21 protein-coding genes and 1 pseudogene are annotated in these 24,332 nt (G+C 63.1%); 12 read left to right on the top strand and 10 right to left on the bottom strand.

Annotation, left to right across the window (positions count from 1 at the left end; genetic code table 11):
* Positions 1-156 precede the first annotated feature (156 nt).
* The 3 genes from G5V57_RS08400 to G5V57_RS08390 all read left to right on the top strand — a co-directional run bounded on the left by G5V57_RS08400 (position 157) and on the right by G5V57_RS08390 (position 3,169).
* Complete coding sequence (locus G5V57_RS08400; protein WP_165167074.1) at positions 157-1,110, top strand: sugar ABC transporter substrate-binding protein; 954 nt, start codon at positions 157-159, stop codon at positions 1,108-1,110.
* 104 nt (positions 1,111-1,214) lie between these two features.
* Positions 1,215-2,324: an ABC transporter permease gene (locus G5V57_RS08395; protein WP_165167073.1), complete on the top strand. Its 1,110-nt coding sequence runs from the start codon at positions 1,215-1,217 to the stop codon at positions 2,322-2,324.
* A 5-nt stretch (positions 2,325-2,329) separates the two neighbouring features.
* A complete protein-coding gene (locus tag G5V57_RS08390) occupies positions 2,330-3,169 on the top strand; it encodes an ATP-binding cassette domain-containing protein (RefSeq protein WP_165167072.1) in 840 nt (279 codons plus the stop codon).
* On the opposite strand, the gene G5V57_RS08385 is transcribed toward G5V57_RS08390, so the two are convergent.
* Both G5V57_RS08385 and G5V57_RS08380 read right to left on the bottom strand, forming a co-directional pair.
* Positions 3,166-4,212: a LacI family DNA-binding transcriptional regulator gene (locus G5V57_RS08385; protein ID WP_165167071.1), complete on the bottom strand. Its 1,047-nt coding sequence runs from the start codon at positions 4,210-4,212 to the stop codon at positions 3,166-3,168. The genes G5V57_RS08390 and G5V57_RS08385 overlap by 4 nt on opposite strands.
* 62 nt (positions 4,213-4,274) lie before the next feature.
* Positions 4,275-5,240, bottom strand: a complete 966-nt coding sequence (locus G5V57_RS08380) for a sugar phosphate isomerase/epimerase (protein ID WP_165167070.1) — start codon at positions 5,238-5,240, stop codon at positions 4,275-4,277.
* A gap of 158 nt (positions 5,241-5,398) precedes the next feature.
* On the opposite strand from G5V57_RS08380, the gene G5V57_RS08375 reads away from it, so the two are divergent.
* Genes G5V57_RS08375 through G5V57_RS08360 form a run of 4 tightly spaced genes read left to right on the top strand, consistent with a single transcriptional unit; the run spans position 5,399 to position 9,529 of the window.
* A complete protein-coding gene (locus G5V57_RS08375; protein ID WP_165167069.1) occupies positions 5,399-6,511 on the top strand; it encodes a Gfo/Idh/MocA family protein in 1,113 nt (370 codons plus the stop codon).
* A gap of 10 nt (positions 6,512-6,521) precedes the next feature.
* Entirely contained in the window at positions 6,522-7,451 is a 930-nt protein-coding gene (locus G5V57_RS08370; protein ID WP_165167068.1) for a TIM barrel protein, read from the top strand.
* Positions 7,452-7,454: 3 nt separating this feature from the next.
* Complete coding sequence (locus G5V57_RS08365) at positions 7,455-8,390, top strand: Gfo/Idh/MocA family protein (protein ID WP_165167067.1); 936 nt, start codon at positions 7,455-7,457, stop codon at positions 8,388-8,390.
* The gene (locus G5V57_RS08360) at positions 8,387-9,529 is read left to right on the top strand and encodes a Gfo/Idh/MocA family protein (RefSeq protein ID WP_165167066.1); all 1,143 of its coding nucleotides are present in this window, start codon (positions 8,387-8,389) and stop codon (positions 9,527-9,529) included. Before G5V57_RS08365 ends, G5V57_RS08360 begins: the two co-directional genes overlap by 4 nt.
* Before the next feature lie 9 nt (positions 9,530-9,538).
* On the opposite strand, the gene G5V57_RS08355 is transcribed toward G5V57_RS08360, so the two are convergent.
* Positions 9,539-10,003: an Lrp/AsnC family transcriptional regulator gene (locus tag G5V57_RS08355; protein ID WP_165167065.1), complete on the bottom strand. Its 465-nt coding sequence runs from the start codon at positions 10,001-10,003 to the stop codon at positions 9,539-9,541.
* A 125-nt stretch (positions 10,004-10,128) separates the two neighbouring features.
* Here G5V57_RS08355 and alr point away from each other — a divergent pair, with 125 nt between their 5' ends.
* Positions 10,129-11,262 carry an alanine racemase gene (alr, locus tag G5V57_RS08350; protein WP_165167064.1) on the top strand — a complete coding sequence of 378 codons (1,134 nt, stop codon included), beginning with the start codon at positions 10,129-10,131 and terminating at the stop codon, positions 11,260-11,262.
* A gap of 26 nt (positions 11,263-11,288) precedes the next feature.
* Complete coding sequence (locus G5V57_RS08345; protein WP_165167063.1) at positions 11,289-12,539, top strand: D-amino acid dehydrogenase; 1,251 nt, start codon at positions 11,289-11,291, stop codon at positions 12,537-12,539.
* Between the two features lie 116 nt (positions 12,540-12,655).
* On the opposite strand, the gene pcaF is transcribed toward G5V57_RS08345, so the two are convergent.
* The 7 genes and pseudogenes from pcaF to G5V57_RS08310 all read right to left on the bottom strand — a co-directional run bounded on the left by pcaF (position 12,656) and on the right by G5V57_RS08310 (position 20,934).
* The gene (pcaF, locus tag G5V57_RS08340; protein ID WP_165173936.1) at positions 12,656-13,858 is read right to left on the bottom strand and encodes a 3-oxoadipyl-CoA thiolase; all 1,203 of its coding nucleotides are present in this window, start codon (positions 13,856-13,858) and stop codon (positions 12,656-12,658) included.
* Positions 13,858-14,682 carry an ATP-binding cassette domain-containing protein gene (locus tag G5V57_RS08335; RefSeq protein WP_165167062.1) on the bottom strand — a complete coding sequence of 275 codons (825 nt, stop codon included), beginning with the start codon at positions 14,680-14,682 and terminating at the stop codon, positions 13,858-13,860. The genes pcaF and G5V57_RS08335 overlap by 1 nt, the downstream gene beginning before the upstream one ends.
* Positions 14,675-15,565: an ABC transporter ATP-binding protein gene (locus G5V57_RS08330; protein ID WP_165167061.1), complete on the bottom strand. Its 891-nt coding sequence runs from the start codon at positions 15,563-15,565 to the stop codon at positions 14,675-14,677. The genes G5V57_RS08335 and G5V57_RS08330 overlap by 8 nt, the downstream gene beginning before the upstream one ends.
* Positions 15,562-16,410, bottom strand: a complete 849-nt coding sequence (locus tag G5V57_RS08325) for an ABC transporter permease (RefSeq protein WP_165167060.1) — start codon at positions 16,408-16,410, stop codon at positions 15,562-15,564. Before G5V57_RS08325 ends, G5V57_RS08330 begins: the two co-directional genes overlap by 4 nt.
* Positions 16,403-17,407, bottom strand: coding sequence for an ABC transporter permease (locus G5V57_RS08320; RefSeq protein ID WP_165167059.1), 1,005 nt, complete (start codon positions 17,405-17,407; stop codon positions 16,403-16,405). Before G5V57_RS08320 ends, G5V57_RS08325 begins: the two co-directional genes overlap by 8 nt.
* A gap of 226 nt (positions 17,408-17,633) precedes the next feature.
* Positions 17,634-19,166 (bottom strand): ABC transporter substrate-binding protein, encoded by a 1,533-nt coding sequence (locus G5V57_RS08315; protein WP_165167058.1) that lies wholly within the window; start codon positions 19,164-19,166, stop codon positions 17,634-17,636.
* A gap of 197 nt (positions 19,167-19,363) precedes the next feature.
* A pseudogene (locus G5V57_RS08310) lies at positions 19,364-20,934 on the bottom strand (phytoene desaturase family protein).
* A gap of 154 nt (positions 20,935-21,088) precedes the next feature.
* Here G5V57_RS08310 and G5V57_RS08305 point away from each other — a divergent pair.
* The 3 genes from G5V57_RS08305 (at position 21,089) to G5V57_RS08295 (ending at position 24,219) form a co-directional block, all read left to right on the top strand.
* Positions 21,089-21,877 carry a cyclase family protein gene (locus G5V57_RS08305; protein WP_165167057.1) on the top strand — a complete coding sequence of 263 codons (789 nt, stop codon included), beginning with the start codon at positions 21,089-21,091 and terminating at the stop codon, positions 21,875-21,877.
* 256 nt (positions 21,878-22,133) lie between these two features.
* Positions 22,134-23,714 carry an NAD(P)/FAD-dependent oxidoreductase gene (locus G5V57_RS08300; protein ID WP_165167056.1) on the top strand — a complete coding sequence of 527 codons (1,581 nt, stop codon included), beginning with the start codon at positions 22,134-22,136 and terminating at the stop codon, positions 23,712-23,714.
* 4 nt (positions 23,715-23,718) lie between these two features.
* Complete coding sequence (locus tag G5V57_RS08295; RefSeq protein WP_165167055.1) at positions 23,719-24,219, top strand: MarR family winged helix-turn-helix transcriptional regulator; 501 nt, start codon at positions 23,719-23,721, stop codon at positions 24,217-24,219.
* The last annotated feature ends 113 nt before the right edge of the window (positions 24,220-24,332 follow it).

The following is a 24,332-nucleotide window of genomic DNA, read 5'->3' as shown; positions in this document are numbered from 1 at the left end:
CTATTGGGGGAGCCATGGAGGGGTTAAGCTTACCTGTGGAATGGGGCAAGTCGGCACGGGCCGGCTTATTTTCGAAATCAATTTTGGAACGTTCCATATCCTCGCAACCTTGCCGCAGAGCAGGGCGCAATGACGGTTCAAACAGGAGGTAAGCCCATGAAAAGACTGTTTGCCCTAATGCTGGTGCTGATTGCCGGCATGATCTCGGTCCTCGCTTCGCCCGAGGCTCGAGCCGACGAAAAGAAGATGCTGGTGATCTTCATCACCCATGGTCAGGCCGGCGATCCCTATTGGAATGCGATCAAGAACGGCCTCGCCGAGGCGGCCAAGACCTTCAACGCCGATGTTCAATATGAAGCGCCCGATGTATTCGACATGTCGGCGATGGGCAAGATGATCGACTCGGCCGTGGCGCGCAAGCCGGACGGCATCGTCGTTTCCATTCCCGATGCGGATGCGCTGAAGGCGCCGATTCAGTCGGCGCTCGCCGCCGGCATTCCGGTGATCGGCATCGATTCCGGCCTCACCAAGTTCAAGGAACTCGGCATTCCCGCCTATCTCGGCCAAGATGAATATCAGGCCGGCGTCGCGGTGGGCGAAAAGCTGAAAGCGGCCGGCGCCACCCACATCATGTGCATCAACATGGAAGTGGGAAATACCGATCTCGACAATCGCTGCCGGGGCGTGAAGGACGGCTCGGGCGTCAAGGAAACGATCGTGCCGGTCACCATGACCGATCCGGTCGACGCCAAGTCGCGCATCGCCAGCGCGCTGCAGCAGGACGCCACGATCGACAGCATCATTGCGCTCGGGCCCACCAGCGCCTCGCCGATGCTCGCCGCCGTCCAGGAACTCGATGCCAAGGGCCGCCTCAAGGCGATGGCGACCTTCGACATGACGCCGGAGATCCTGGAGAAGGTGGCCGACGGCACGCTGCTCTTCGCCACCGACGCCCAGCAATTCCTGATGGGCTATCTGCCGGTCGCCCTGTTCAAGAATTACAAGCTCTATGGCGTGATGCCGACCACGGCCTGGCCGACCGGCCCCGGCTTCATCACCAAGGACACGGCCAGCGGCGTGATCGAGCTCAGCCGCAAGGGCTTCCGCTAAAGACCTGACGCGATCAGGCGTGGCGATCCCTTGCGGGCCGCCACGCCTGCATTTCCCGCTTTCATCATTCGCACTTTCTGTCAGGATGGAGCCTCGAGACAACGATGTCCGTCGTAGCCCATAGCAAGATCGCCGACGAACGGGTCCGCGCCATTCCGACCTGGCGCTTCCTGCTCGGACGGCCGGAACTGGGTGCGGCGGCCGGCACCGTCCTGGTCTTTGCCTTCTTCCTCACTTTTGCCGGGGATTCCGGCATGTTCAGCGCCAAGGGCGTCATCACCTTTCTCGATGTCTCGGCCCAGGTCGGCATTCTCGCCGCCGCCGTGGCGCTTCTGATGATCGCCGGCGAGTTCGATCTCTCCATCGGCTCGATGATCGGCTTTGCCGGCATCGTCATCGCGATACCGGCGGTCGAATGGGGATGGCCACTCTGGTCGTGCATCCTGCTGGCTTTCCTGGTCGCCCTCGTGATCGGCTTCATCAACGGCTATCTCACTATCAGCACAGGTCTTCCCTCCTTCATCGTGACGCTCGCCAGCATGTTCATCCTGCGCGGCCTCACGCTGGCGCTCACCCGTGCTGCCACCAATCGCACCGTCGTGTCGGGCATCGGTGACTATGCCAAGGACGACTGGCTGGCGCCGATCTTCTCAGGCTATGTGCTCAAGGATCTATTCCATTGGATGGGCAGCCTCGGCTGGCTGCAGATGCGCACCGACGGCACACCCCTGGCGCCCGGCATTCCGATGGCGGTGGTCTGGTGGATGCTGCTCACCCTCCTCGGCACCTGGATCCTGATGAAGACGCGCTTCGGCAACTGGATCTTCGCCTCGGGCGGCGATCCGGTGGCGGCGCGCAATGTCGGCGTACCGGTCAGGCGGGTGAAGATCCTGCTCTTCATCGGCACGGCTCTTGCCGCCACCTTGCTCGCCGTAATCCAGGTCCTCGAAGCGGGATCCGCCGATACGCTGCGCGGTCAGCTCAAGGAATTCGAGGCGATCATCGCCGTGGTGGTGGGCGGCACCTTGCTGACCGGCGGCTATGGTTCGGCGATCGGCGCGGCACTAGGCGCGCTCATCTTCGGCACGGTACAGATGGGCATCTTCTTCACCGGCGTCGATACCGACTGGTTCAAGGTGTTCATGGGCGCCATGGTGCTGATCGCGGTTCTGTTCAACACCTATGTCCGCCGCAAAGTGACCTATTCGCGGTGATGGCCATGACCGAAACAGCCGATTTCCTCGAACTCGCGCAGGTCAGCAAATTCTTCGGTTCCGTCATCGCTCTGAAGGAGGTCTCGTTCGGTGTCAGACTGGGTGAGATTCACTGCCTTCTCGGCGACAACGGCGCCGGCAAATCGACACTGATCAAATTGCTGTCGGGCGTGTTCCAGCCGACGGCGGGGGAAATCCGCCTCGCCGGCAAGCCGGTCACGCTGGCCTCGCCCCGCGATGCGCTCGATCAAGGTGTCGCCACCGTCTATCAGGATCTGGCGACGGTACCGTTGATGAGCATCGCGCGCAATTTCTTCATGGGCCGCGAGAAGACCAAGGGTCGAGCGTTGCTGCGCCGGCTCGACTGGGATTTCATGAACCACACGGCGCGTGATGAGATGAGCAAGATGGGCATCGACATCCGCGATCCGCGCCAGGCGGTCGGTACTCTGTCGGGCGGCGAGCGCCAGTGCCTCGCCATCGCACGCGCCGTCCATTTCGGCGCCCGCATCCTGATCCTCGATGAGCCGACCTCGGCCTTGGGTGTGCATCAGGCTTCCGTCGTGCTGCGTCTCGTCGCGCGAGCAAAGGCGCGGGGCTTGGGCGTGATCTTCATCACTCACAATGTGCATCATGCCTATCCGATCGCCGACCGCTTCACTTTGCTCAACCGGGCGATAAGCCTCGGCACTTTCGTCAAAGCCGAGATCTCGCGCGAGAGGGTCACCGATTTGATGGCGGGTGGCAAGGAACTGGTCGATCTCGAGACCGAGCTCGAAGCGATCGCGGTAAATGGCGCAGTCCCGGCAGGAGACGAGATGCGCACGAAGCGCGTGTCGGTCTAAGCTTTTCTGTTCCTCTTCGCGCCGGGTGGCGCGGTCGAGCCGCGGATGATCAGGCTGCAATCGACGATCTGACGCAGATGGCCGCCGGTCAGCTCGCCCTTGATCCGCGATGAAATCGTCGACACCGCGATGCGCGCCATCATCTCCTTGGGCTGCGCCACAGTGGTGAGATTGATCCGTCTCAGGCCCGCCAGCGTGACGTCGTCGAAACCGACGACGGAGAGTTCCTGCGGCACTTTCACGCCCAGGCGGTCGGCGCAGTCGAGAAGCTCGATGGCGCCGAGATCGTTTGACGAAAAAACACCAGTGACGCGGTCATCGCCGAGCAGGACCTTTTCGATCGACGTCTCCTTCAGGGTCTTTCCGTCCGAGCCCTGCCAGTGATAGACCGCAACCGGCAGGCCGGCTTTCGCCATCGCACGGCGATATCCGGCCTGGCGCGCCTGGTCGGCGGCGTCTTCGACGGAAGGATCGGCGATATAGGCAATGCGCCGGTGACCCAGCTCGAGCAGATGTTCGGTGGCGATGCGTCCGCCCTTTTCATCGTCAGGCGACACGACGTCCCCCCAGTCGGCGGTGCAGGTGAGGAAGAGGGCAGGTACGCGGCTTTCTGTCACGAGGCGGGCGCTTTCCTCATCGCCGGCATAAGCGAGGAAGATCAGCCCGGCGATACGGTAATCGAGCAGGCCGCGCAGGCCGGCGAGTTCGATATGCTCGTCGATCTGCGTGTTGCAGAACATCACCTGATAGCGATGCTGGGCCGCATAATGCTCGATCTGCTTGGTCATCTCCGAGAAGAAGGGATTGGCAAGATCGCCGACCACCACACCCAGGACATTGGTGCGCTGTTGGACAAGCTGGCGCGCCAGCACATTGGGCCGGTAGCCGAGCTCGTCGATCGCAGCGCGGACGCGGGCAATGGTTGCAGGCGCAATGCCTTTGGCATCGCGAATGACATTTGAGACCGTCGATTTCGAAACCTTCGCGAGCCGCGCGACATCGAGGATGGTCGCCGGCTTGGCCGGCTCGGACGGGTTCTTCATAGGCTCAGGCCGCGCAACGTCATGCCATCTGTACCCTAGACGAAATGTATGATCCACCCCCCTCAGGCATGCATCACCCCCGCGAGCAGCCGTGCCGCCTCGATGATGCCGGCCTTTGGCTCGACAAACGGATCCTCATGCTCGATGGCGATGGTGCTGACCTTGCCGGCCTTGCCGAGATCGTTGGCGAAAGTCCGCCACCAGATTGCATCCTTGCCACGCCCGACAGTGGCGAAGTTCCACGGCATCTCCTCGGGCGGCTTCGGCCAGCGCCTGTCGAGCAGGCCGTTGAGGGCGAGCTGGTCCTTCTGGAACAGCACGTCCTTGCCGTGAGCATGTCCGATGCGACGGCCGAGCCGTTCCACAATGCGATTGGCGTCCATGCCCATCCAGAAGAAGTGACTGGGATCGATGTTGGCCGAGATCGCTGGGCCGAGAGAGGCCAGACGCTCGAATGTCTCGACATTGTGGGCGACGGTGCCGGGATGGAGTTCCAAACAGATCATCAATTCCGGGTGAGTCCGATGGGTGAAATCGGATAGTCCGGTCCAGTAGTCGGCGATGCGCGCCTGCCATTGCCACTCATAGATGTTCTCGAGATAGGGCAGCCAGCCACCGCCCGAAAAATGCGGGGCCTTGTCGCCGGGCGCGCCTGCCGGGCAGCCGGCCATGGCGACGATGCGATCGGTTCCCGTTTCAGCGCCGAGCCGGATCGTGGCGCGCAGATCCTCATCATGTCTGGATGCGATTGCCGGGTCGGGGTGGAGCACGTTACCCCAGACATTGAGCGCGGCGAGCCTTAGTCCGCGTGTCTCGATCTCCCGGCACCAGGCCCGGCGGGCGCTCTGGTCGCGCAACAGAAGCGGCATGTCGCAATGGCTGGTCGGAGCATAGCCACCGGTGCCTATTTCCAGATCGGTGATCTCGGGGACCTCGGCGACGAGCCAGTTCATGACCTCTGTAAGGGGCAGATTGGCGAGTGGCTCGGTGACGAGGCCAAGGCGTGGCAAGGATTTCTGTTCAATCATCCTGGATCGTTCCATAGTGTGTTTTCATGCCGGAATTCGCTGGGATTTGTCGAAAATCTCAGGGGATTGGAAATTCCCAGCCGCCCCGATAAGCCAGTTCTTGACAGTGTTTATACACCATTCTACGCTTTTATGGAACGTTCCAGAGCGGAGTTTGCATGAAGAGGCTGCGGGTCGGGATAATCGGCTGCGGATTGATCGCGCAGGTCATGCATCTGAACTATCTGCGCGAGCTCGCGGACCGCTTTGAGATCGCCGCCCTGTGCGACATCTCGCAAAGCGTTCGCGACGCCTGCGCCCGCGATTACAATGTGGCCAAGACCTTCGGCGACTGGCGTGACCTCCTCAAGGAACGACTCGACGCCGTGCTCATCCTCACCCCCGGCAGCCACGCGCCGATTGCCATTGCGGCAGCGGAAGCCGGCATTCATGTGCTGGTCGAGAAACCGATGTGCTTCTCGGTGGCGGAGGGCCAGGAGATGATCGCGGCCGCCGCCCATGCCGGCGTCGTGCTGATGGTCGCCTATAACAAGCAATATGATCCGGCCTTTGTCCGCCTTAAGGAAGAGGCGAAGTCGCTTCAGGACCTGCGCCTCATCCGCGTCACTACGCTCGAGTCACCGCTCAAGCCCTATGTCGATCATTATGCGCTGCATCGCGGCGGCGGCGTGCCGGCCGATCTTCTCGCCAAGCTAGGCGACGATACCGATCAGCGCATCACCCAGGCGATCGCCACCAAGGACGCGCTGGCGCGCAAGGCCTATCACCTCGTTCTGCTCGACAGCATGGTGCATGAATTCAATGTCGTGCGCGGCGTCCTGGGCGAGCCCGACGAGCTCACCTTCGCCGATATCAGCGAGACCGGCCTCACCGCCATACTTCGCTACGGCAAGGCGCAATGCACGATCAACTGGGTCGATCTGCCGGGCATCGCGCGCTATCAGATGGAGTTCGCCTTCTACACGCCGACGCGGCGTCTCACCCTCTCGATGCCGTCACCCTTCCTGCGCAACGCGCCCACCCTTCTGATCGATGAAGGCGGTGATGCGGCATCTGCGAAATCCTACCGAAATGAGGAGATCATCTCTTACAATGAGAGCTTCAAGGAAGAGCTCCTGCATTTCCACGACTGCGTGACCAAGGGGCTGTCGCCGCGCACCTCCGGTCCCGACAGTTTGCGCGACATCGCGCTCTGCCAGTCGATCATCAAAGCCCATCTGACGCGCAAACCCGTCGCGCGTCCAACCGATATGGCGGCACCACGCGCCTGAAGGACAAGTCATGACCCAGACAAAACAAGACAAGATCGTCCTCGCCAATGCCCCGGTGAGCTTCGGCGCCTTCGAGATCACCGTGGGTATCGATCCCAATGTGCCCGACGGCGAGGGCATTCTGGATGCGGTGGCAGGTGCCGGCTATCGCGGCATCGATCTGGGCCCCGCCGGCTATCTCGGCACAGGAGACGAACTGAAGAAGCGCCTCCACGACCGTAAGCTCGGTCTGGCTGGCGGCTATCTCGAACTTCCCTATAGCGAGCCCGCGCGTTTGAAAGCGGCGCTGCATGAGCTCGACATCTTGCTCGATGTCTTTGATGCGGCAGGCCTGCCGGATAGCGGTCTCAAGCCCAAGCCGACGCTCGCCGATCTCGGCAGCGACAGGCGCAAGGCGCATCCGGGACAGGCGGCCACCCGTCGCGAACTGGGCTTCGACGCGGAAGGCTGGAAGCGCTTCGCCGACGGGCTCGAAAGCGCTGTCGTACGTTGCCGCGAGCGCGGCTACGAGCCGACCTTCCATCACGAGACCGGCACTCATATCGAAGCCGTATGGGAGATCGAGAAGATGCTGGAATTGACCAGCATCGATCTCTGTCTCGATACCGGCCATCTGCTGCTGGGCCAAGGCGAGCCGGTCAAGGCGCTGAAAGACTGGAACGGGCGCATCAACCATATTCATCTGAAGGATGCGCGGACTGACGTGATCGACAAAATCGTCAAGGAAGCGGCTCCGGTGATCGAGATCTGGCGGCGCGGCGCCTTCTGCGCGCTGGGCAAGGGTGATGTCGATATCGAGGGTGTGCTCGCTCATCTGCGCCGGAACTATGAAGGCTGGCTGGTGGTCGAGCAGGATATCCTGCCGGATGCTTCGGCGCCCGACCGGCCGGCCATGGACCAGGTCGCCAATCTCTCCTATCTCGCTGAACGGGGCTTCTGAACCATGGCGCGCTTCCGCCTAGGTCTGGTGGGTGCCGGGCGGATGGGCCAGACGCATATGCGCGCCATTTCCGGCAGTGATCGCGTCGAGGTGGTGGCGATCGCCGAAACCTCAGAAGCCATCCGCTCTACACTCAAGCTGCCTGCCGGCGTCAAACTCCATAGCGAAGTCGAAGGGATGCTGAAGGCCGGCGGCATCGATGGCGCACTGGTCGCGGTGCCGAGCGCCTATCACGTCAACATGGTGGCGCGACTCGCCGTCGCCGGTCTGTCGGTCCTGTGCGAAAAGCCGTGCGGGATCACGGCGCGCGAGGCGCGTGTAGCATCGGAGATCGCGGCGAAGGAGAAAGTGCTGCTCCAGGTCGCCTATTGGCGCCGCTTCGTGCCGCAACTGAAGCGGCTCAAAGACCGTATCGCGCAAGGCGAGTTCGGCGATCTCTATCTTGTCTCCTGCTACCAATGGGACGAGACACCGCCGCCCGCCTCCTTCCGCGCCACCAGCGGCGGCGCCTTCGTCGATATGGGCGTGCACGAATTCGATCAGATGCGTTGGCTGACGGGGCAGGAAATTTCCAATCTGCGGGTCGCTACGGCCGCGACCGCCTATGCGGAGAAAGTCGAGGTCGATCCCGATGCGGCGCAAGCCCTTTGCGATCTGTCGGGCGGCGCGTGCGGCCTTGTCTCGCTCGGCCGCCGCTTTCCCCTCGGCGATGCCTGCTGGGCGCAAGTGTTCGGCACCAAGGGTTTCGAGGATTGTCGTTTCTTCTGGCCGCCCGAAAGCGAGAAAGTGTTCCTCGACGCGCTGAGGCTGCAGGCGGAAGGTTTCGCCGATGCGGTCTGCGGCCGGCCCTCGGAAGGCGCCACGGCTGCGGATGCGATTGCGGCGCTCATTGCCGCCGAGCAGGCTTCGGCCGCGATCGCGAAAGGGAGGACGAGATGACTTCATTGCCAAAAGTCCGCATCGGCATGGTCGGCTATGGCGGTATGGGCAAGGCGCATTCCTATGCCTATCGGGCGCTCAACACCTTGCGCAAGCTGCCCGTCGAGCCGGAACTTCACATCATCAGCGGCCGGCAGCAGGCGGGCGTCGAGAAGGCCGCCACTGCTTACGGCTTCGCGCGCTCGACGACCGACTGGCGCAGAATCGTCGAAAGTCCCGATGTCGACATCGTCGATATCTGTACGCCGCCCGGCACCCATGCCGAGATCGCCGCGGCCGCCGCCGCCAACGGCAAGGCGGTGATCTCGGAAAAGCCGCTCGCAACTTCCTATGAAGAAGGCCGCATGGCGCTCGATGCCGTCAAGAAGGCGAGGGTGCTCAACGCCGTCGGCTTCAATTACCGCAAGCTGCCGGCCGTCTCGCTGATGAAGCGGATGATCGATGAAGGCAAGGTCGGCAAGGTGCAGCTCTGGCGCGCCATCTGGATGTCGGACGAGTTCATCGACCCAAGCATTCCCTTCGACTGGCGTTTCGAACGCAAGATGGGCGGCACCACCATCGCCGATCTCGGCGCCCACCTGATCGACATGGCGCAGTGGATGATCGGCGACATCGAGGAGGTCAGCGCCCAGTCGGAGACCTTCGTGCGCGAGCGCGCCGATCCGGCGAAGTCCGGCGGCACGCGCAAGGTCGAGGTCGACGATGCGTCTTCAGCTTTGGTGCGTTTCGCCTCAGGTGCCCGCGGCATCATGGAGATGACGCGCTCCTGCGTCAGGCGGCCGTGTGATTTCACGATCGAGGTCAATGGCACGCTGGGCACACTGCATTTCGATTATGCCAGGCTGAATGAGCTGCTCTATGGCGACGGCAGCGACGCGGTGGAGCTCTATGGCATGCGCCGCATCCGCGCCGAGCACATATCGCATCCTTACGCCGCCAATTGGTGGGCGATCGGGCAGGGCGTCGGTTATGGTTCGAGCTTCGTCAATCATTTCGGCGATCTCCTGGAGAAATGGCCGCAAGGGCCGTGGGATCCCGATTTCGCGCAAGGTCTCAAGGTTCAGGCGGTGTGCGATGCGATGGAGCAGTCGGCGGCCAGCCGGCAATGGGTGTCGGTGGCGAGTATCGGCAAGGGGTAGATATTCGGTTCAATTCCGCCTCTTCGGACGGGTTGCAAGGACATTGCGGATCGAGAAGCTCGAGTGAATTCGTGATACGCCGGGCAGTGCCGAGAGGATTTCCTTGTGGATGCGCTCGAACTCACCCGCATTGGCGACCTCGACGCGCAGCAGGTAATCCGAGCCGCCCGTCATCAGGAAGCATTCGCGGATCTCCGGATGCTTACGCACCGCCGCCTCGAAGCGGTCGAGGTGGTCCTCCGTCTGCCGTTCGAGCGTGATGTTGATGATGACCGCTATGGCCGATTCGGCATTTCCCGCATCCACCAGCGCCGTATAGCCGCGGATGACGCCGGCTTTTTCCATAAGTTTGATCCGGCGGAGACAGGCCGAGGGCGAAAGACCGACTTCGGTGGCGAGGCGCGCATTGCTCATGCGCGCATCGAGCCTGAGGAGCCGAAGGATGTTGCGGTCGATAGCGTCCAGGGCGGTCATAGCAGATTATTCCAAAAAATCGCCGTTTCTTTCAAAAATCATGATTTCTCACAATAATCAAGCGCTGTTTCGTCTGCAATTTCACGATCCTTTCACTAGTCTCCGCGCCGAGTCGGAGGCCGGAAATGGACTGCTTAATCACGACAAACAGACAGGGCGGAACGACCCGCGCGGGTGGCGCGCCGGGCTACCTGACCCTTGATCTTTCGGCCCTTGCCCGCAACTATGAGCGGCTGGCGGCGGAGGTCGCGCCGGCGCGTGCGGCGGCCGTCGTCAAGGCGGATGCCTACGGCCTCGGCGCCGACCGGGTCGCCGCGAAGCTCTACGCCCATGGCTGCCGACATTTCTTTGTCGCCCAGTTCGCGGAAGCCCTGCGCCTGCGTCCACTTCTTTCCGCCGATGCGATGTTCTTCGTGCTGAACGGCCTCCAGCCCGGCAATGAGGACGCCTGCGCCCGCGAAGGTATCGTGCCCGTGATCAACTCGCTGGAACAGTGGCAGCAATGGGCAAGCGCCGCGCAGGCGCTCGGCCGCAAGCTGCCGGCGGTACTGCAATTCGACACCGGCATGTCGCGCCTCGGCGTGCCGCCGGAAGAGCGCTCTGCGCTTGCCAGCCTCCTGGAAGCCGAGAGCGGGATCGATGTCCTGTTTATCATGAGCCACCTCGCCTCCGCCGATGAGGAGACAAGCGAACAGAACGGCGACCAGCTTGCTGAAATGAACCGCGTCGCGGCGGCGTTTCCGCAATTCCCCGTCTCTTTCGCGAATTCGGGCGGCATCATCCTCGGCAAGGCCTATCATGGCGTGCTCGCCCGCCCTGGCATCGCGCTTTATGGCGGCGCGCCGACGGCAGGCAGGCCGAATCCGATGGAGCCGGTCGTGCGGCTCGACGTCGCCGTGGTGCAGACGCGGACCGTACCGGCCGGCACGCGCGTCGGCTATAGCGGATCGCATGTCACCGCGGAAACTACCCGGCTTGCCACCATCGCCGCCGGCTATGCAGACGGCCTGCCACGCAGCCTCAGCAACAGGGGGGCGGTCTATCACGACGGCATCCGCCTGCCCATCGTCGGGCGCGTCTCCATGGACAGCATCACCATCGACATCTCCGCTTTGCCGGAGGGCCGCCTCAAGCTCGGCAGCCTCGTGGAAGTGCTGGGGCCGCACCAGACGCTGGAGGACGTGGCGCGCCACGCCGGCACCATTTCCTACGAAATACTGACAGGTCTCGGCCACCGCTTCGAGCGGCGATACCGCTGACCCCTTCTTCTCTCTATGAGGACATTATGAAAGTCATCGTTCTCGGCGCCGGCATCGTGGGTGTCACGTCGGCCTACCAGCTTGCCAAGGCGGGACATGCGGTCACGGTCATCGACCGTCAGCAGGGCCCTGCGCTGGAGACCAGCTTCGCCAATGCCGGCGAGGTCTCCTTCGGCTATTGTTCGCCCTGGGCCGCGCCCGGCATCCCCATGAAGGCGGTGAAATGGCTCTTCATGCAGCACGCGCCGCTGATCCTGCGTCCCAAGGTCGACGCCGCCATGATTTCCTGGCTGGTGAGGATGCTCTCCAACTGCACCTCCGAGCGTTACGCGATCAACAAGAGCCGCATGCTGCGCATTGCCGACTACAGCCGCGTCTCGCTCGCAGCGCTGCGCGAGGAGACCGGCATTGCCTATGACGAGCGCATGCAGGGCACGCTGCAACTATTCCGCACTCAGGCGCAACTCGACGCCTCGGCCAAGGACGTCAAGGCGCTCGCCGCCGACGGCATCCCCTACGAGGTGCTCGATCGCGATGGCTGTATCCGCGTCGAACCTGCCCTGAAGCATGTGCGCGAGAAAATCGTCGGCGGCCTGCTGACGCCGAAGGACGAGACCGGCGACTGCTTCAAGTTCGCCAGTGCGCTGGCAACGAAGGCGGAAGAGATCGGCGTTCGCTTTGCCTACGGCACCGAGATCCAGGGTCTGGATGTCGAGGCCGGCCACGTGCGCGGCGTCGTCACCGCTAGAGAAAAGTTTGCCGCCGATGCGGTGGTCGTGGCTCTCGGCAGCTATTCACCGCTCCTGGTGCGGCCCTTCGGAATCCGCCTGCCGGTCTATCCGGTCAAGGGCTACTCGCTGACCATTCCGATTACCGACGCAACGCGCGCGCCGGAATCGACGGTGATGGACGAGACCTACAAGATCGCCATCACCCGGCTCGGCGATCGCATCCGCGTCGGCGGCATGGCAGAAATCTCTGGCTATACCAACGATCTCGGCATGGCCCGCCGGCGCACGCTGGAGCATTCCGTCATGGACCTCTTCCCGGGTGGCGACGCCAGCAAGGGCTCGTTCTGGTCGGGCCTGCGTCCCATGACGCCGGACGGCACACCGGTCATCGGCGCGACGAAGATCGCCGGCCTTTTCCTCAACACGGGCCACGGCACGCTCGGCTGGACGATGAGCACAGGTTCGGCCCGCGTCATCGCCGATCTTGTCGGCGGCCGTAAGCCGGAGATAGATACGACCGATCTCGCCATCACCAGGTATGGCTGAGCGGCCCCACCCTTTAGAGCGCCGGACGCTCACATAGAATCGGTCCGGCGCTCTAACTCTTTGATTTGCGCATCGGATTATCCCGAAAACCGCTGCGCACTTTTCGGTCCGATGCTCTAGCGTTCGAGCGCCAGAGCCACGCCCTGGCCGACACCGACACACAGCGTCACCAGCGCGCGCTTGCCGCCGCGCTTCTTGAGCTCAAGTGCGGCGGTGCCGGCGATGCGGGCGCCCGAGGCGCCGAGCGGATGGCCGAGCGCGATGGCGCCGCCATTCGGATTGAAATTTTCGTCCTCCGCCGTGATGGCAAGCGCACGAGTCACGGCGAGGACTTGCGCCGCGAAGGCCTCATTGAGCTCGATGATGTCGAAGTCGCCGATCTTCCAGCCTTGCCGTCGCATGAGTTTCTCCGTCGCCGGCACCGGGCCGATGCCCATGATGCGCGGCGCCACGCCCACGCTTGCCGCGCCGACCACGCGTGCCAAAGGCGCGAGGCCGTATTTCGCCACGGCCCTCTCCGACGCGATCAGCAAAGCAGCGGCGCCGTCATTGACGCCCGGTGAATTGCCGGCGGTCACCGTGCCCGGATTGCGGAAGGGCGTCGGCAGTTTCGACAACTTCTCGACCGTCGTGCCGGCGCGCGGATGCTCATCGGTGGCGACCGACAGAGTCTCGCCTTTCTTCTGCGGCACCGGCACGGCGACGATCTCTTCAGCGAAGCGGCCACTCTCTTGCGCCTTCACGGCACGGGTCTGGCTTTGCGCCGCATAGGCGTCCTGATCGGCGCGCGAGATCTGGTAGTCGGCGGCGACATTCTCCGCCGTCTCGGGCATCGAATCGATGCCATATCGCGTCTTCATCAGCGGGTTGACGAAACGCCAGCCGATGGTCGTGTCGTAAAGCTCGGTGTTGCGGGAGAAAGCGGCTTCCGCCTTGGGCATCACCAAAGGAGCCCGCGACATGGATTCGACGCCGCCCGCGATCACCAGATCGGCCTCGCCGGTCCTGACCGCGCGCGCCGCGGCGATGACCGCATCGAGGCCCGAGGCGCAGAGCCGGTTGACGGTCAGTCCCGGCACGGTTTCGGGGAGGCCCGCCAGCAAGGTGGCCATGCGGGCGACATTGCGGTTATCTTCGCCCGCCTGGTTGGCGCAACCCAGGATGACCTCATCGATCGCCGCCGGATCGATCTCTCTATGCCGCTCGAGAAGCGTGCGGATCGGGAGAGCCGCGAGGTCATCAGTGCGTATCGACGACAGGACACCGCCATAGCGCCCGATCGGGGTTCGAATGAAATCGACTATAAAGGCTTCCATGATCAAGGCTCCTTGAGCCAGCCGTCGCTGACTTCCGGCAAGGGAATGGAATCGCGCAAGAGCCGAGTATAGGCGTGCTGCGGCTTTTCGAAGAGCGTCACGGTGTCGGCGTCCTCGACGATCTCGCCCCCGCGCATCACGATCACCCGGTCGCATAGCCGCCGCACCACGGAAAGATCATGACTGATGAAGGCCATGGTGAAGTTCATCCGCGCCCGCAAGTTCATCAGAAGGTCGAGGATCTGCGCCTGGCTCGACACGTCGAGGCCGGAGACGATCTCATCCGCCAGAATGAAGCGCGGCTTGAGCGCCACGGCGCGGGCGATGCCGACGCGCTGGCGCTGGCCGCCCGACAGTTCATGCGGATAGCGCGCCGCGAATGAAGTCGGCAAGCCGACCTGCACCAGCGCCTCACCGGCAAGGCTACGGGCTTCGCCGGCGCTGCCTGCCACTTTGTGCAGCAGCAGGGGTGCGGCAATGATGCTACCGACCGTCTTGCGCGGATTGAGTGAGGAAAACGGGTCTTGGAATATGACCTGCAGATCGCGCCGCAAAGGCCGCAGTGCATCGTCATCGAGGCCCGCTATATCGCGCCCGGCAAAGACTATGCGGCCTCTGTCGGGAGTGAGGAGGCGGATCAATGTCCGGCCCAGCGACGTCTTGCCCGATCCCGATTCCCCGACAATGCCGGTGATGGCGCCTTCCGGCACGGTGAAGCTCAAGCCCTTGAGGATCTCAATGCGGGGTGCCGCGCCGAACAGCGGCTTGCGCGCTAAATCGGGCAAAGAGAGATGAAGCCCCGCGATGGTGAACAGCGCCTCAGCCATCGGCGCGCTCCCTGGCCCAGGCGGCATCGGTCTCGGCCACTTCGCGCGCAAGCTCGGCCAGGAGTTCGGGCGAGGCGGGCTTGAGCGACTCTTCCGGGCGATCATAGCGCGGCGTCGCCGCCATCAAGGCTCGCGTATAGGCATGACGGGGATTTGCGAAAAGCTCGCGCACGGCCGCCTGCTCGACCACCTTGCCGGCATACAGGACGGATGCCGTCTGGCAGAGCTTCGCCACCACACCGAGATTATGGGTGATGAACAGCAGGGCTGTGCCGTGCCGTGCCTGCAGGGCGGCGATGAGTCCCAAAATCTGCTTCTGTACCGTGACGTCGAGCGCCGTCGTCGGTTCATCGGCGACGATCAGGCGCGGCTCGCCGGCGAAAGCGGCGGCAATGAGGACGCGCTGGCGCATGCCGCCCGACAATTCATGCGGGTAGAGGCGCATCACCCGCTCAGGTTCGGCGATCTTCACCTCGTCAAGCAGGGCCGCCGCGCGCTCGTGGGCCTTGGCTTTCGGCAGGCCCAGAATATGGATGAGCCGGTCAGAAATCTGCTCGGCGATGCGCTTCGACGGGTTGAGTGCGGTCAGCGGATCCTGCGGGATGAAGGCGGCGCGTCGGCCGATGAACAGCCGGCGGGCGGTCTCGGGCATGGCGTTGAGATCGGCGCCTTCCAACGTGACATCTCCCTCGAGGATCGCGACCGCCTTGGGCAGGATGCCGAAGACGGCGCGCGCGATCATGCTCTTGCCGGCGCCCGACTCGCCCACCAGCGCATGAACCTCCCCCGGCTTCACGGCGAGCGAGACGCGGCGCAGCAGGCGGCCGCCGCCATAGTGGAGCGCGACACTCAGATCCCTGATATCCAGATAGGCATCGGTCATCTGAGCACCGGGTCGAAACGTTCCTTCAGCCCTTCGCCGAACTGGCTGAAAGCGAGCACGGTCAGGAACAAAGCGATCATCGGGAAGACCAGCACCCACCAGGCCTGATAGATGATGCCGCGGCCTTCGGCGATCATGCTGCCCCAGGTCGCGTCATCGGTCGAGACCGAGAGATTGACGTAAGACAGGATGGCCTCGACGATCACCGCGATGCCCATTTCGAGCGACAGCAGCACGACAATCGCCGGGAGCACATTGGGCAGGACTTCGCGCGCCAGCGTGGCAATCGAGGTCAAGCCCATGGCGCGGGCACTCTCGACATAATCCATGCGGCGCTGCTGCATCGTCTCGGCGCGCACTACACGGCAGAAGCGTGTCCAGTCGATAATGGCGATGGCGATGATGACCGATTGCAGGCTCGGATTGAAGAAGGCGACCAGCAGGATCGACAGCAGGACAGGCGGGAACGCCATCCAGATATCGACGATGCGCGAGATGATGCGGTCGGTCCAGCCGCCGAAGAAGCCGGCGAGCAGTCCCAGCACCGAGCCCAGGAGACAGGCGGCGAGACCGGCGCCGATGGCGACGATGAGCGCGGGCCGGGTCGCCGAGATCAATCGCGACAGCACGTCGCGGCCGAGGCTGTCGGTGCCGAGCAGATAGCCGGGCTCATGGCCGGCGATCCAGGCCGGCGGCAGCTTGCCGAGCATGAGATCCTGGGCGAGCGGGTCATGCGGCGTGATGAGGGGTGCTAAGATGGCGGCGAGCGCGAAGAGGGTCAGCCACAGGCCGGACAACCACAGACGCGGACCCGCTCTCACCCTGATGACGCGCGCCTCAGCCATGGCGAAGCCTCGGATTGAGCAGCGCATAACTCAGATCGACGAGCAGATTGATGACGACGAAGAGCAAAGCGAAGACGAGAACGATGCCCTGGATCAGCGGCAGGTCGCGGTTGATGACGGCATCTATCGCCAGATTGCCGAGGCCTTCATAGGAGAAGAGCCGCTCGACGATCACCGTGCCGCCGATCAGGAAGGTGAATTGAACGCCGGCCAAGGTGAGCGTCGGGATCACCGCATTGCGCAAGGCTTCCGACAGCAGCACGCGCGTCTCGGAGAAGCCTTTGGTGCGGGCGAGCATGACATAATCCTGCTGCATCGCCTCCTTCAGCGACGTCTTGAGCAATTGCGCGATGACGGCGGCGAGTGGCAGGGCCAGGGCCAGGGCCGGCATCAGCATATGGCGCATGAGATCGAGGAAGATGTCGAAGCGCAGGCGCAAGATGCTCTCGATCAGGTAGAAGTCTGTGACGAAAGGAAGATCGAGCGTCGGCGAGACGCGGCCCGATATGGCGAAGACCGGGACAAGGACGCCAAACAGCAGGATGAGCGTCAGGCCCCAGAGGAAATCGGGCATCGCGAGGCTCGCGCCATTGGCGAGATCGATGCCGGTTTCGACGGCGGTGCCGCGGAAGCGCGCGGCGGTGATGGCGAGTGCGCCACCCAATGCCATGGCGATCAGGAGGGCGAGTGTCGCAAGCTCCAGTGTCGCCGGCAGGCGGCCGAAGATCAGGCCCATCACATCCTGGCGCAGCGAGATCGAGGTGCCGAAATCGCCTTGCAGCGCCCGGCCGAGCCAGACCCAGAACTGGGTCAGAATCGGCTTGTCGAGACCGTAATGGGCGGTGAGCAGGGCGATATCGGCGTCCGACGCGCCCGGCGGCAGCATCATGGCGATGGGATTGCCGGGCACGACCCGTACCAGGATGAAGACGATGAGCGCCACGCCGAACAGCGTGACCATCGTGGAGCCGAGGCGGATCAGAAGATTTCGGCCCATGCAATCTCTCAACCTACCTCATGCCGAGGCGACGATTTCCACAACTCGTCATGGCCGCCCGGATGGCCGGGTTAAACCCGGCCATGGAGGCGGCCATCCAGTCCGTCCGTGCAGCAGCTTTACGGCGGCGAGACTGGATGGCCGGGTCGGAGCCCGGCCATGACGAACTGGTGGAACAGTGCCCGCATCTCACGATGAGGGGGATGGATCGCAGCAAGCTCAGTCCCTAAGCCGGTGACATCAGCGCCGGCAAGAGCGCGCCTGATACATGCGGCGTGACTTTGACCGACTTCACATGGATGATCGGCTGCACATATTGGAGCAGCGGGATGACATAGCCTTGCTCGGCAATGTATTTGTCGACCGCCTTCCAACCGTCGATGCGCTTGGTTTCGTCTTTCTCGCCCCAGAGCGGGATGATCATGTCGACGAGGTCCTTCGAATCCCACACCGAATGCGGGCTCGGCCCGAACATGGCGAAGCCGGTTGAGGTGGTCGGATCGCCGATCGCGTTACCCCAGTTGTAGAAGGCGGCCGGCGCCAGCGTGTCGGCGGCGCGCAATTCGTAATGCTTGGCGATCTCGTAAATCTCGATTTCCGCCTCGATGCCGACCTTGCGCCACATGCCGACAATGGCCTGGATCATCTCGTAATCCTTGGGCTTGAAGCCCTTGGTCGTCTGGATCTTGAACTTCACGGGCTTGTCGGTGCTGTAGCCCGAGGCGGCCAACAGCTGCTTGGCTTTGTCGGGATCGTAGCCGACTTTGATCGAGGCGTCATAGGCCGCATATTGCGGCGTTTCGAGCGTGTCGATGGGAATGCCATAGCCGTTGAGCAGGCGATCGATGATGAGCTTCTTATCGATCGCGTGATGGGCGGCAAGGCGTACATTCTTGTCGAGCATCACATCGACGTCGTTGAGGAAGATCATGCCGATATCGGAGATCGGGGTGGTGATGCCGGTGAGTCCGTCCTTGGCCTTGAGACGATCGAATTCGTCATAAGGAATTTCGAGGGTCACCTGCGAGGAGCCGGATTCGACCTCGGCGACACGGCTCGCCGAATCGGGCACGAATTTGATGATGACGGTCTCGAAGGCGGGCTTGCCGCCCCAGTAGTTCGGATTGGCTTTCAGGCGCACGAAGGCGTTACGCTCGAATTTCTCCATCATATAGGGGCCGGTGCCGATCGGCGCCTTCTCGAAGCCTTCGGCGCCCACCTTCTCATAATAGGCCTTGGGCAGCACATAGCCGGTGAGGAAGGACATCCACTTGAACAGGACCGGCTCGAATTCCTTCACATCGGCGGTGATCTTGTTGCCGTCGACCTTGAAGTTGCCGATCTTGCTCCACACGAACTGGATCGGGTTGCCGGTCTCAGGCTTGCCGGCGCGCTCCAGCGACCAGGCGACGTCCTCGGCGGTGAAGGGCGAGCCGTCATGCCAAGTGACGCCGTCGCGCACCTCCATCATGATCTGCGTCTTGTCGTCGTTCCAGCCCCATTTGGTGACAAGGCCCGGCGCGAAGGAGAGATCGGGGTTCTGCGCGATATACATGTCGAAGACCGACTGATAGATCGCCTGAATGGTCGGGTTCACCGCCGAAGGGCCGACGGTTGGATCCCAGGAAGGCAGATTCACATTGTAGGCAATGGTGAGTTCGGAGCCTTGCGCGAAGACTTCCACACCGGGCAGCCCGGCAATCAACGCGGCGCCGCCAAGGGCGCCAAATTTCAACAGATCACGCCTGGATGTCGTCATGTGTCACTCCCTGTTGCCCGGTTCTATGCTGGGCTGATGCAGATACTTTAGGTCTAAAATAAATCTCCCGCAAGCACGCTTGGTTTCACCTATTGCGCATGATCTTTTCGGAAAACCGCTTCGCACTTTTCCGGATCATGCTTTATCTTTTTGTTTGCGCATGATCTTTTCGGAAAACCGCTTCGCACTTTTCCGGATCATGCTCTGGCCAGCATCTTGGCCAGCATGAAACCCGATCCGGCGCCGACGCCGGCGCCCGGCCAGGTCGCGGCCCCGACGAGATAAAGCCCCTGGACAGGTGTCTTGTAGCGCGACCAGCCGGGGGTTGGACGGAAGAAGAAGTGCTGGCTCAGATGATGGCTGCCGCCGAGACTGTCGCCACCGACGAGATTGGGATTCTCGCGTTCGAGATCGAGGGGCGAGAAGACGGCGCGCTCCAGGATCTTGCGCGCGAAGCCCGGGGCGTAGTCTTCGAGAATGGCGAGCACACGGTCGGCATAGGCGTCCTTGATCTCGTCCCAGGAGGTCGATGCGATCATCCCCTCGCTGTCCCCCCTGATGCGCGCGGGCACAACGCGCACCTGCAGCCATAGAATATGCTTGCCCGCCGGCGCGCGGCCCGGGTCGACCGCGGTCGGCTGGCCGACGACGACGACCGGTTCTCCCGGCAGCAGGCCGGCCTGCGCCTCGTGATAGGCGCGGCTCATCATGTCGAGCGACGGCGCCAGATGGATGTAGGCGAAGCGCTTGAGCTCCTCGCCCGCCGTCCAGTCGGGCAGGCCGTCACAGGCGACATGGATCATCATCGTGCCGGGGCCGGGCTGGAAGGACTTCATGCGGCGATCGGTTTCGGCATCGCCGCTGCCGCCGTCGAGAAGGCGACCAAAGACCGATTGCGGCGAGGCATTGGCGATCACCGCGCGCCCCGCCTCGACTTGCCGCGCGTCGGCAAGTGTGACCCCGGTGGCGCGATCGCGGTTGCGGTCGATGCGCTGCACCTCGGCATCGAGATGAAGCTCGCCGCCGAGTTCCTTGAGATAGCCAATCATCGCCTTGATCATCACGTCGGCGCCGCCTTTGCCGAGCGCCATGCCGAAACTTTGGTGGGCCATGGCTTCGAGATAGGGAAAGAGCGCGCCGCCCGCGATATCGGGAGCGAAATCGAGATGCAGGCCCCAGGCGGCAAGCGTCGCCTTGATCTGGTCGGACTCGAAGGTCGCATCGAGAAAGGCACGGGGCGATGAAACGAGGAGCTTCAGCGTGTCGACATCCAAGGCAGGCCCTGCGCGCGCCAGGCCTTCCAGCCGATGGACAAAAGATCGCGCGATGGCATCGGGCTGCCGAGCAATGCGAAGATATGGGGCGCGTCGCGGCCGAAGCGCTCGCTGAGCCGGCGCCAGGCTTCGGCATCCGCCGAGGAGAATCTCTGCGCGCGGGCGATGTTCTTCTCCTTGTCCATGGAGACACCGAACCAGCTGTCATCGGCGAAAGGGGTCGCGAAGCAGTCGCTCGCCGCGGCGAAAGCGAGCCCGTGCCGCGTGAGCGCCTCGCCATAAGCGCGCATGAAAGCCGACCCGGCGAAGAGGCCGAGATTCATGGCGAAGAGATCGTGACGAAAGCCGGGAAGCGTCACCTCGCGGGTCTGCACCGCGCCGCCCGCGATACTGTTGCGCTCGAACACGCCGACCTTCCAACCCTGCTTCGCCAGATGGATGGCCGCGGCGAGCCCGTTATGGCCGCTACCCACAATGATGGCGTCATAACGCATGGACGTCCCCTCCATCAGACATACTGGCATATGCATATAATCTGTCCATGGAATTCCGATCAGCCATGCAGGGCTAGGATTTGTTCCTTGCATTTGCATGTATTGGGCATAGGATGAATGTCAGAATACAAACATAAGCAGCGGAGGAAACAGCATGGCGCAGAAAGCGGATCTCAGTTCATTGGCCGAAGCTCTCTTGTCGGGTGCGATCGAGGTCATCGATCTCTCGGCCCCGCTCGGGCCGGATACGCCACTGATCAAGCTGCCGCCCGAGATCGGTAAAAACACGCCCAAGGTCGAAGTGCACAATATTTCCAACTACGATCAGAACGGTCCCTTCTGGTCGTGGAACTGGCTCAAGCTCGGCGAGCATTCCGGTACGCATTTCGATGCGCCGGTGCACTGGATCACCGGCAAGGACTATGCCGACGGCACCACCGACAGGATCGCTCCGAAGAACTTCGTGGCGCCGGTCAATGTCATCGACTGCAGCGGCGAGGTGAAGAAGAATCCGGATTTCCTCCTCTCGGCGGACGGCGTGCGCGCCTGGGAGAAGACGCATGGCGACATCGCCAAGGGCAGCTGGGTCGTGATGCGCACCGACTGGTACAAACGCAATGGCAGCGAGCAGGAGTTTCTCAATGCCAATGAAACCGGTCCGCATTCGCCGGGACCGACGGTCGACTGCATCGAATATATCCTGTCCAAAGGCGCCATCGGCTGGGGCAGCGAGACGGTCGGCACCGATGCGGGCGCCGCCGGCGGCATGACGCCGCCTTTCCCGGCACATAATCTGATGCACAAGTCGAACCGCTACGGGCTCGCCAGCCTGTGCAATCTCGACAAGCTGCCGCCCAAGGGCGCGATCCTGATCGCCGCGCCATTGAAGATCGTCAACGGCACCGGCAGCCCGCTGCGCGTCCTGGCGCTGGTAGCGCGCTGAGGTGAACATGCGAGAGTGGAGATCTTCTCTCCATGGTCGCTTGCTTTCCCTTCTCCCGCTTGCGGGAGAAGGTGCCCGACAGGGCGGATGAGGGTGTTGGTTCGGCTAGTGACAGCTCTTCAAGAGAGCAAAATGCCGAAGCTTCAACACTTCCCACACTTGCGGTTTTACAGAGGTTGAGAAAACACCCTCATCCGGCCTTCGGCCACCTTCTCCCGCAAGCGGGAGAAGGGGAAATGATGAAAGGGACGACGGAATGGCCGATCCTGACTATGTGATCGTCGGCAGCGGCATCAATGCCCTGGTCTGCGCGGCTTTGTTGGGCCGGCAAGGCAAACGCGTCCTGCTGCTCGAGCGCAATGATCGGATCGGCGGTTGCATCCGCACCGAAGAGATCACGGCACCCGGCTACATCCACGACGTGATGGCGACGACCTTCGTGCTCTTCATCACTTCGCCCGCTTATGCCGCCTTGGCCGCCGATCTCGGCCGGCACGGGCTCGAATTCTGCCACAGCGAGCATCCATCCGGCGTGCTCCTGCCGGATGGACGCGCGGCGGTCGTGACCAAAACGCGCAGCGCCAATGGCGAGGCCCTCGACCAGCTCGCCGCGGGCGATGGCGCTCAGCATCTCGCCGATGTCGGCGCGGTCGAGCGCAACGCGCCTCTGCTCTTCGCGCTGCTCGGCGGCCAATTGTGGAACTGGCCGACCGCCAAGCTCCTGGCGCTCGAAGCCTGGAAGCGCGGTCCGCGTCCGCTGGCGCGCTTCTTCGGTGAGGCGCTCACCACGGCGCGCGCCTGGCTCGAAGCGAATTACCGCTCCGATGTCAGCCGCGCTTTGTGGGCGCCCTGGGTGCTGCATACCGGACTTGGACCCGAAAGCGCCTATTCGGCGCAGATGGCGAAAGTGATCGCCTTTGCGCTCGAAGCGGCCGGCGCTCCCATCGTCAAAGGCGGCGGGCAGAAGCTGCTCGACGCCTTCTCAGGCCTGATCCGTGAGACGGGCGGTGAAATCCGCACCGGTGCCGACGTCTCCAATGTGCTTGCTGGCGGTGATGGGACGGCGCGCGGTGTCAAGCTCGCCGACAATTCCGAAATCACGGCGAAGGCCGGCATCATCTGCTCGGTCACGCCGACCCAGCTCTATGAGCGCCTGCTCAAGGGCTTCACCTTGCCGGGCGACCTCGCCGGCGAGGTGCGGAACTATCGCTATGGCAAAGGCAACTTCCAGCTCCATTATGCGCTGAAGGCGAAACCACGCTGGCTTTCACCCGGCCTCGATCGCGTGGCGCTGCTCCATCTCACTCCCGGCCTCGACGGCGTCTCGAAGGCGGCGAACGAAGCCGAGCGCGGCATGCTGCCGGAAACACCGACGATCTGCGTCGGCCAGCCCTCGGCACTCGACCCGAGCCGCTGTCCGGAAGGTGCCGCAATATTGTGGCTGCAGCTGCCGGAGGCGCCGCGCCATATCAAAGGCGATGCGGCGGGAAAGATCGCGGTGCCGGCGGACGGGTCGTGGAGCGAAGCGGTGCGCGAGGCCTATGCGGATCGCGTCGAGGGGATCCTTCAGCGCCACATCGCCGATTTCAACGACATCAAGCTGGCGCGCAAGGCCTGCTCGCCCGCCGATCTCGAGGCGATGAACATAAATCTGGTCGGCGGCGATCCCTATGGCGGTTTCTGCGGCCTCGACCAGTCCTTCCTGTGGCGGCCGTTCAAGTCCTCGGTCAATCACCGCACCTTCATCCGCAATCTCTATCACATCGGCGCCTCGACCCATCCCGGGGCCGGGCTCGGCGGCGGATCGGGTTTCATGCTGGCGCAAGCGTTGAGGTGATCAGATGGTCGGACGCTTCGGAACCACCTTGCTCAAGCCCTCCAATTCGATCGAGGACGCGATCCCCTCGATCGGCGAGATCGGTCTCAACCACTTCGCGCCCTATCTGATCAACCGCATCTCGGCGCGCTGGAACGCCGACCTGCAGGAGGCGCTGAAGCCTTTCGATCTCACCACCGCCAAGATGCGCACGCTGGCGGTGCTCTCCATCACCCCCGGCATGACGGCGAATGATCTGGCGCTGCACACCATCACCGAGCAGTCGACCATGAGTCGCACGCTCGACGCGATGGAGGAGCAGGAGCTGGTCAAGAGCCGGCCGCGCAAGGGCGATCTGCGCGTGCGCGAGGTCTATCTCACCGACAAAGGCCGCCAGCTTTTCGCGCAATTCTGGCCCTTGATGTATAAACGTTACACGGAAGTCTTCTCCGGCGTCAGCGAAGCCGAATATGAGACTTTCATCACGGTCCTGCACAAGATGCTGCAGAATGTGAACCAGGTCTGATGATGCGAGAACGAACCACATCCCAACTCGTCATGGCCGCCCGGATGGCCGGGTTAAACCCGGCCATGGAGGCGGCCATCCAGCCCCTCCGTGCAACAGTCGCATGGCGTCGA

Source organism: Nordella sp. HKS 07 (assembly GCF_011046735.1).
Taxonomy (GTDB): Bacteria; Pseudomonadota; Alphaproteobacteria; order Rhizobiales; family Aestuariivirgaceae; genus Taklimakanibacter.
This window is presented reverse-complemented; position numbering and strand designations above follow the sequence as displayed.

Excerpts from the sequence above, each read along its gene's own strand:
- G5V57_RS08385 (WP_165167071.1), bottom strand. The coding sequence starts at position 4,212 with ATGAAGAACCCGTCCGAGCCGGCCAAGCCGGCGACCATCCTCGATGTC.
- G5V57_RS08370 (WP_165167068.1), top strand. The coding sequence starts at position 6,522 with ATGACCCAGACAAAACAAGACAAGATCGTCCTCGCCAATGCCCCGGTG.
- G5V57_RS08320 (WP_165167059.1), bottom strand. The coding sequence starts at position 17,407 with ATGGGCCGAAATCTTCTGATCCGCCTCGGCTCCACGATGGTCACGCTG.
- G5V57_RS08390 (WP_165167072.1), top strand. The coding sequence starts at position 2,330 with ATGACCGAAACAGCCGATTTCCTCGAACTCGCGCAGGTCAGCAAATTC.
- G5V57_RS08295 (WP_165167055.1), top strand. The coding sequence starts at position 23,719 with ATGGTCGGACGCTTCGGAACCACCTTGCTCAAGCCCTCCAATTCGATC.
- alr (WP_165167064.1), top strand. The coding sequence starts at position 10,129 with ATGGACTGCTTAATCACGACAAACAGACAGGGCGGAACGACCCGCGCG.
- G5V57_RS08315 (WP_165167058.1), bottom strand. The coding sequence starts at position 19,166 with ATGACGACATCCAGGCGTGATCTGTTGAAATTTGGCGCCCTTGGCGGC.
- G5V57_RS08345 (WP_165167063.1), top strand. The coding sequence starts at position 11,289 with ATGAAAGTCATCGTTCTCGGCGCCGGCATCGTGGGTGTCACGTCGGCC.
- G5V57_RS08365 (WP_165167067.1), top strand. The coding sequence starts at position 7,455 with ATGGCGCGCTTCCGCCTAGGTCTGGTGGGTGCCGGGCGGATGGGCCAG.
- G5V57_RS08305 (WP_165167057.1), top strand. The coding sequence starts at position 21,089 with ATGGCGCAGAAAGCGGATCTCAGTTCATTGGCCGAAGCTCTCTTGTCG.
- G5V57_RS08400 (WP_165167074.1), top strand. The coding sequence starts at position 157 with ATGAAAAGACTGTTTGCCCTAATGCTGGTGCTGATTGCCGGCATGATC.
- G5V57_RS08325 (WP_165167060.1), bottom strand. The coding sequence starts at position 16,410 with ATGGCTGAGGCGCGCGTCATCAGGGTGAGAGCGGGTCCGCGTCTGTGG.
- G5V57_RS08355 (WP_165167065.1), bottom strand. The coding sequence starts at position 10,003 with ATGACCGCCCTGGACGCTATCGACCGCAACATCCTTCGGCTCCTCAGG.
- G5V57_RS08360 (WP_165167066.1), top strand. The coding sequence starts at position 8,387 with ATGACTTCATTGCCAAAAGTCCGCATCGGCATGGTCGGCTATGGCGGT.
- G5V57_RS08395 (WP_165167073.1), top strand. The coding sequence starts at position 1,215 with ATGTCCGTCGTAGCCCATAGCAAGATCGCCGACGAACGGGTCCGCGCC.
- G5V57_RS08380 (WP_165167070.1), bottom strand. The coding sequence starts at position 5,240 with ATGATTGAACAGAAATCCTTGCCACGCCTTGGCCTCGTCACCGAGCCA.
- G5V57_RS08300 (WP_165167056.1), top strand. The coding sequence starts at position 22,134 with ATGGCCGATCCTGACTATGTGATCGTCGGCAGCGGCATCAATGCCCTG.
- G5V57_RS08375 (WP_165167069.1), top strand. The coding sequence starts at position 5,399 with ATGAAGAGGCTGCGGGTCGGGATAATCGGCTGCGGATTGATCGCGCAG.
- G5V57_RS08330 (WP_165167061.1), bottom strand. The coding sequence starts at position 15,565 with ATGACCGATGCCTATCTGGATATCAGGGATCTGAGTGTCGCGCTCCAC.
- G5V57_RS08335 (WP_165167062.1), bottom strand. The coding sequence starts at position 14,682 with ATGGCTGAGGCGCTGTTCACCATCGCGGGGCTTCATCTCTCTTTGCCC.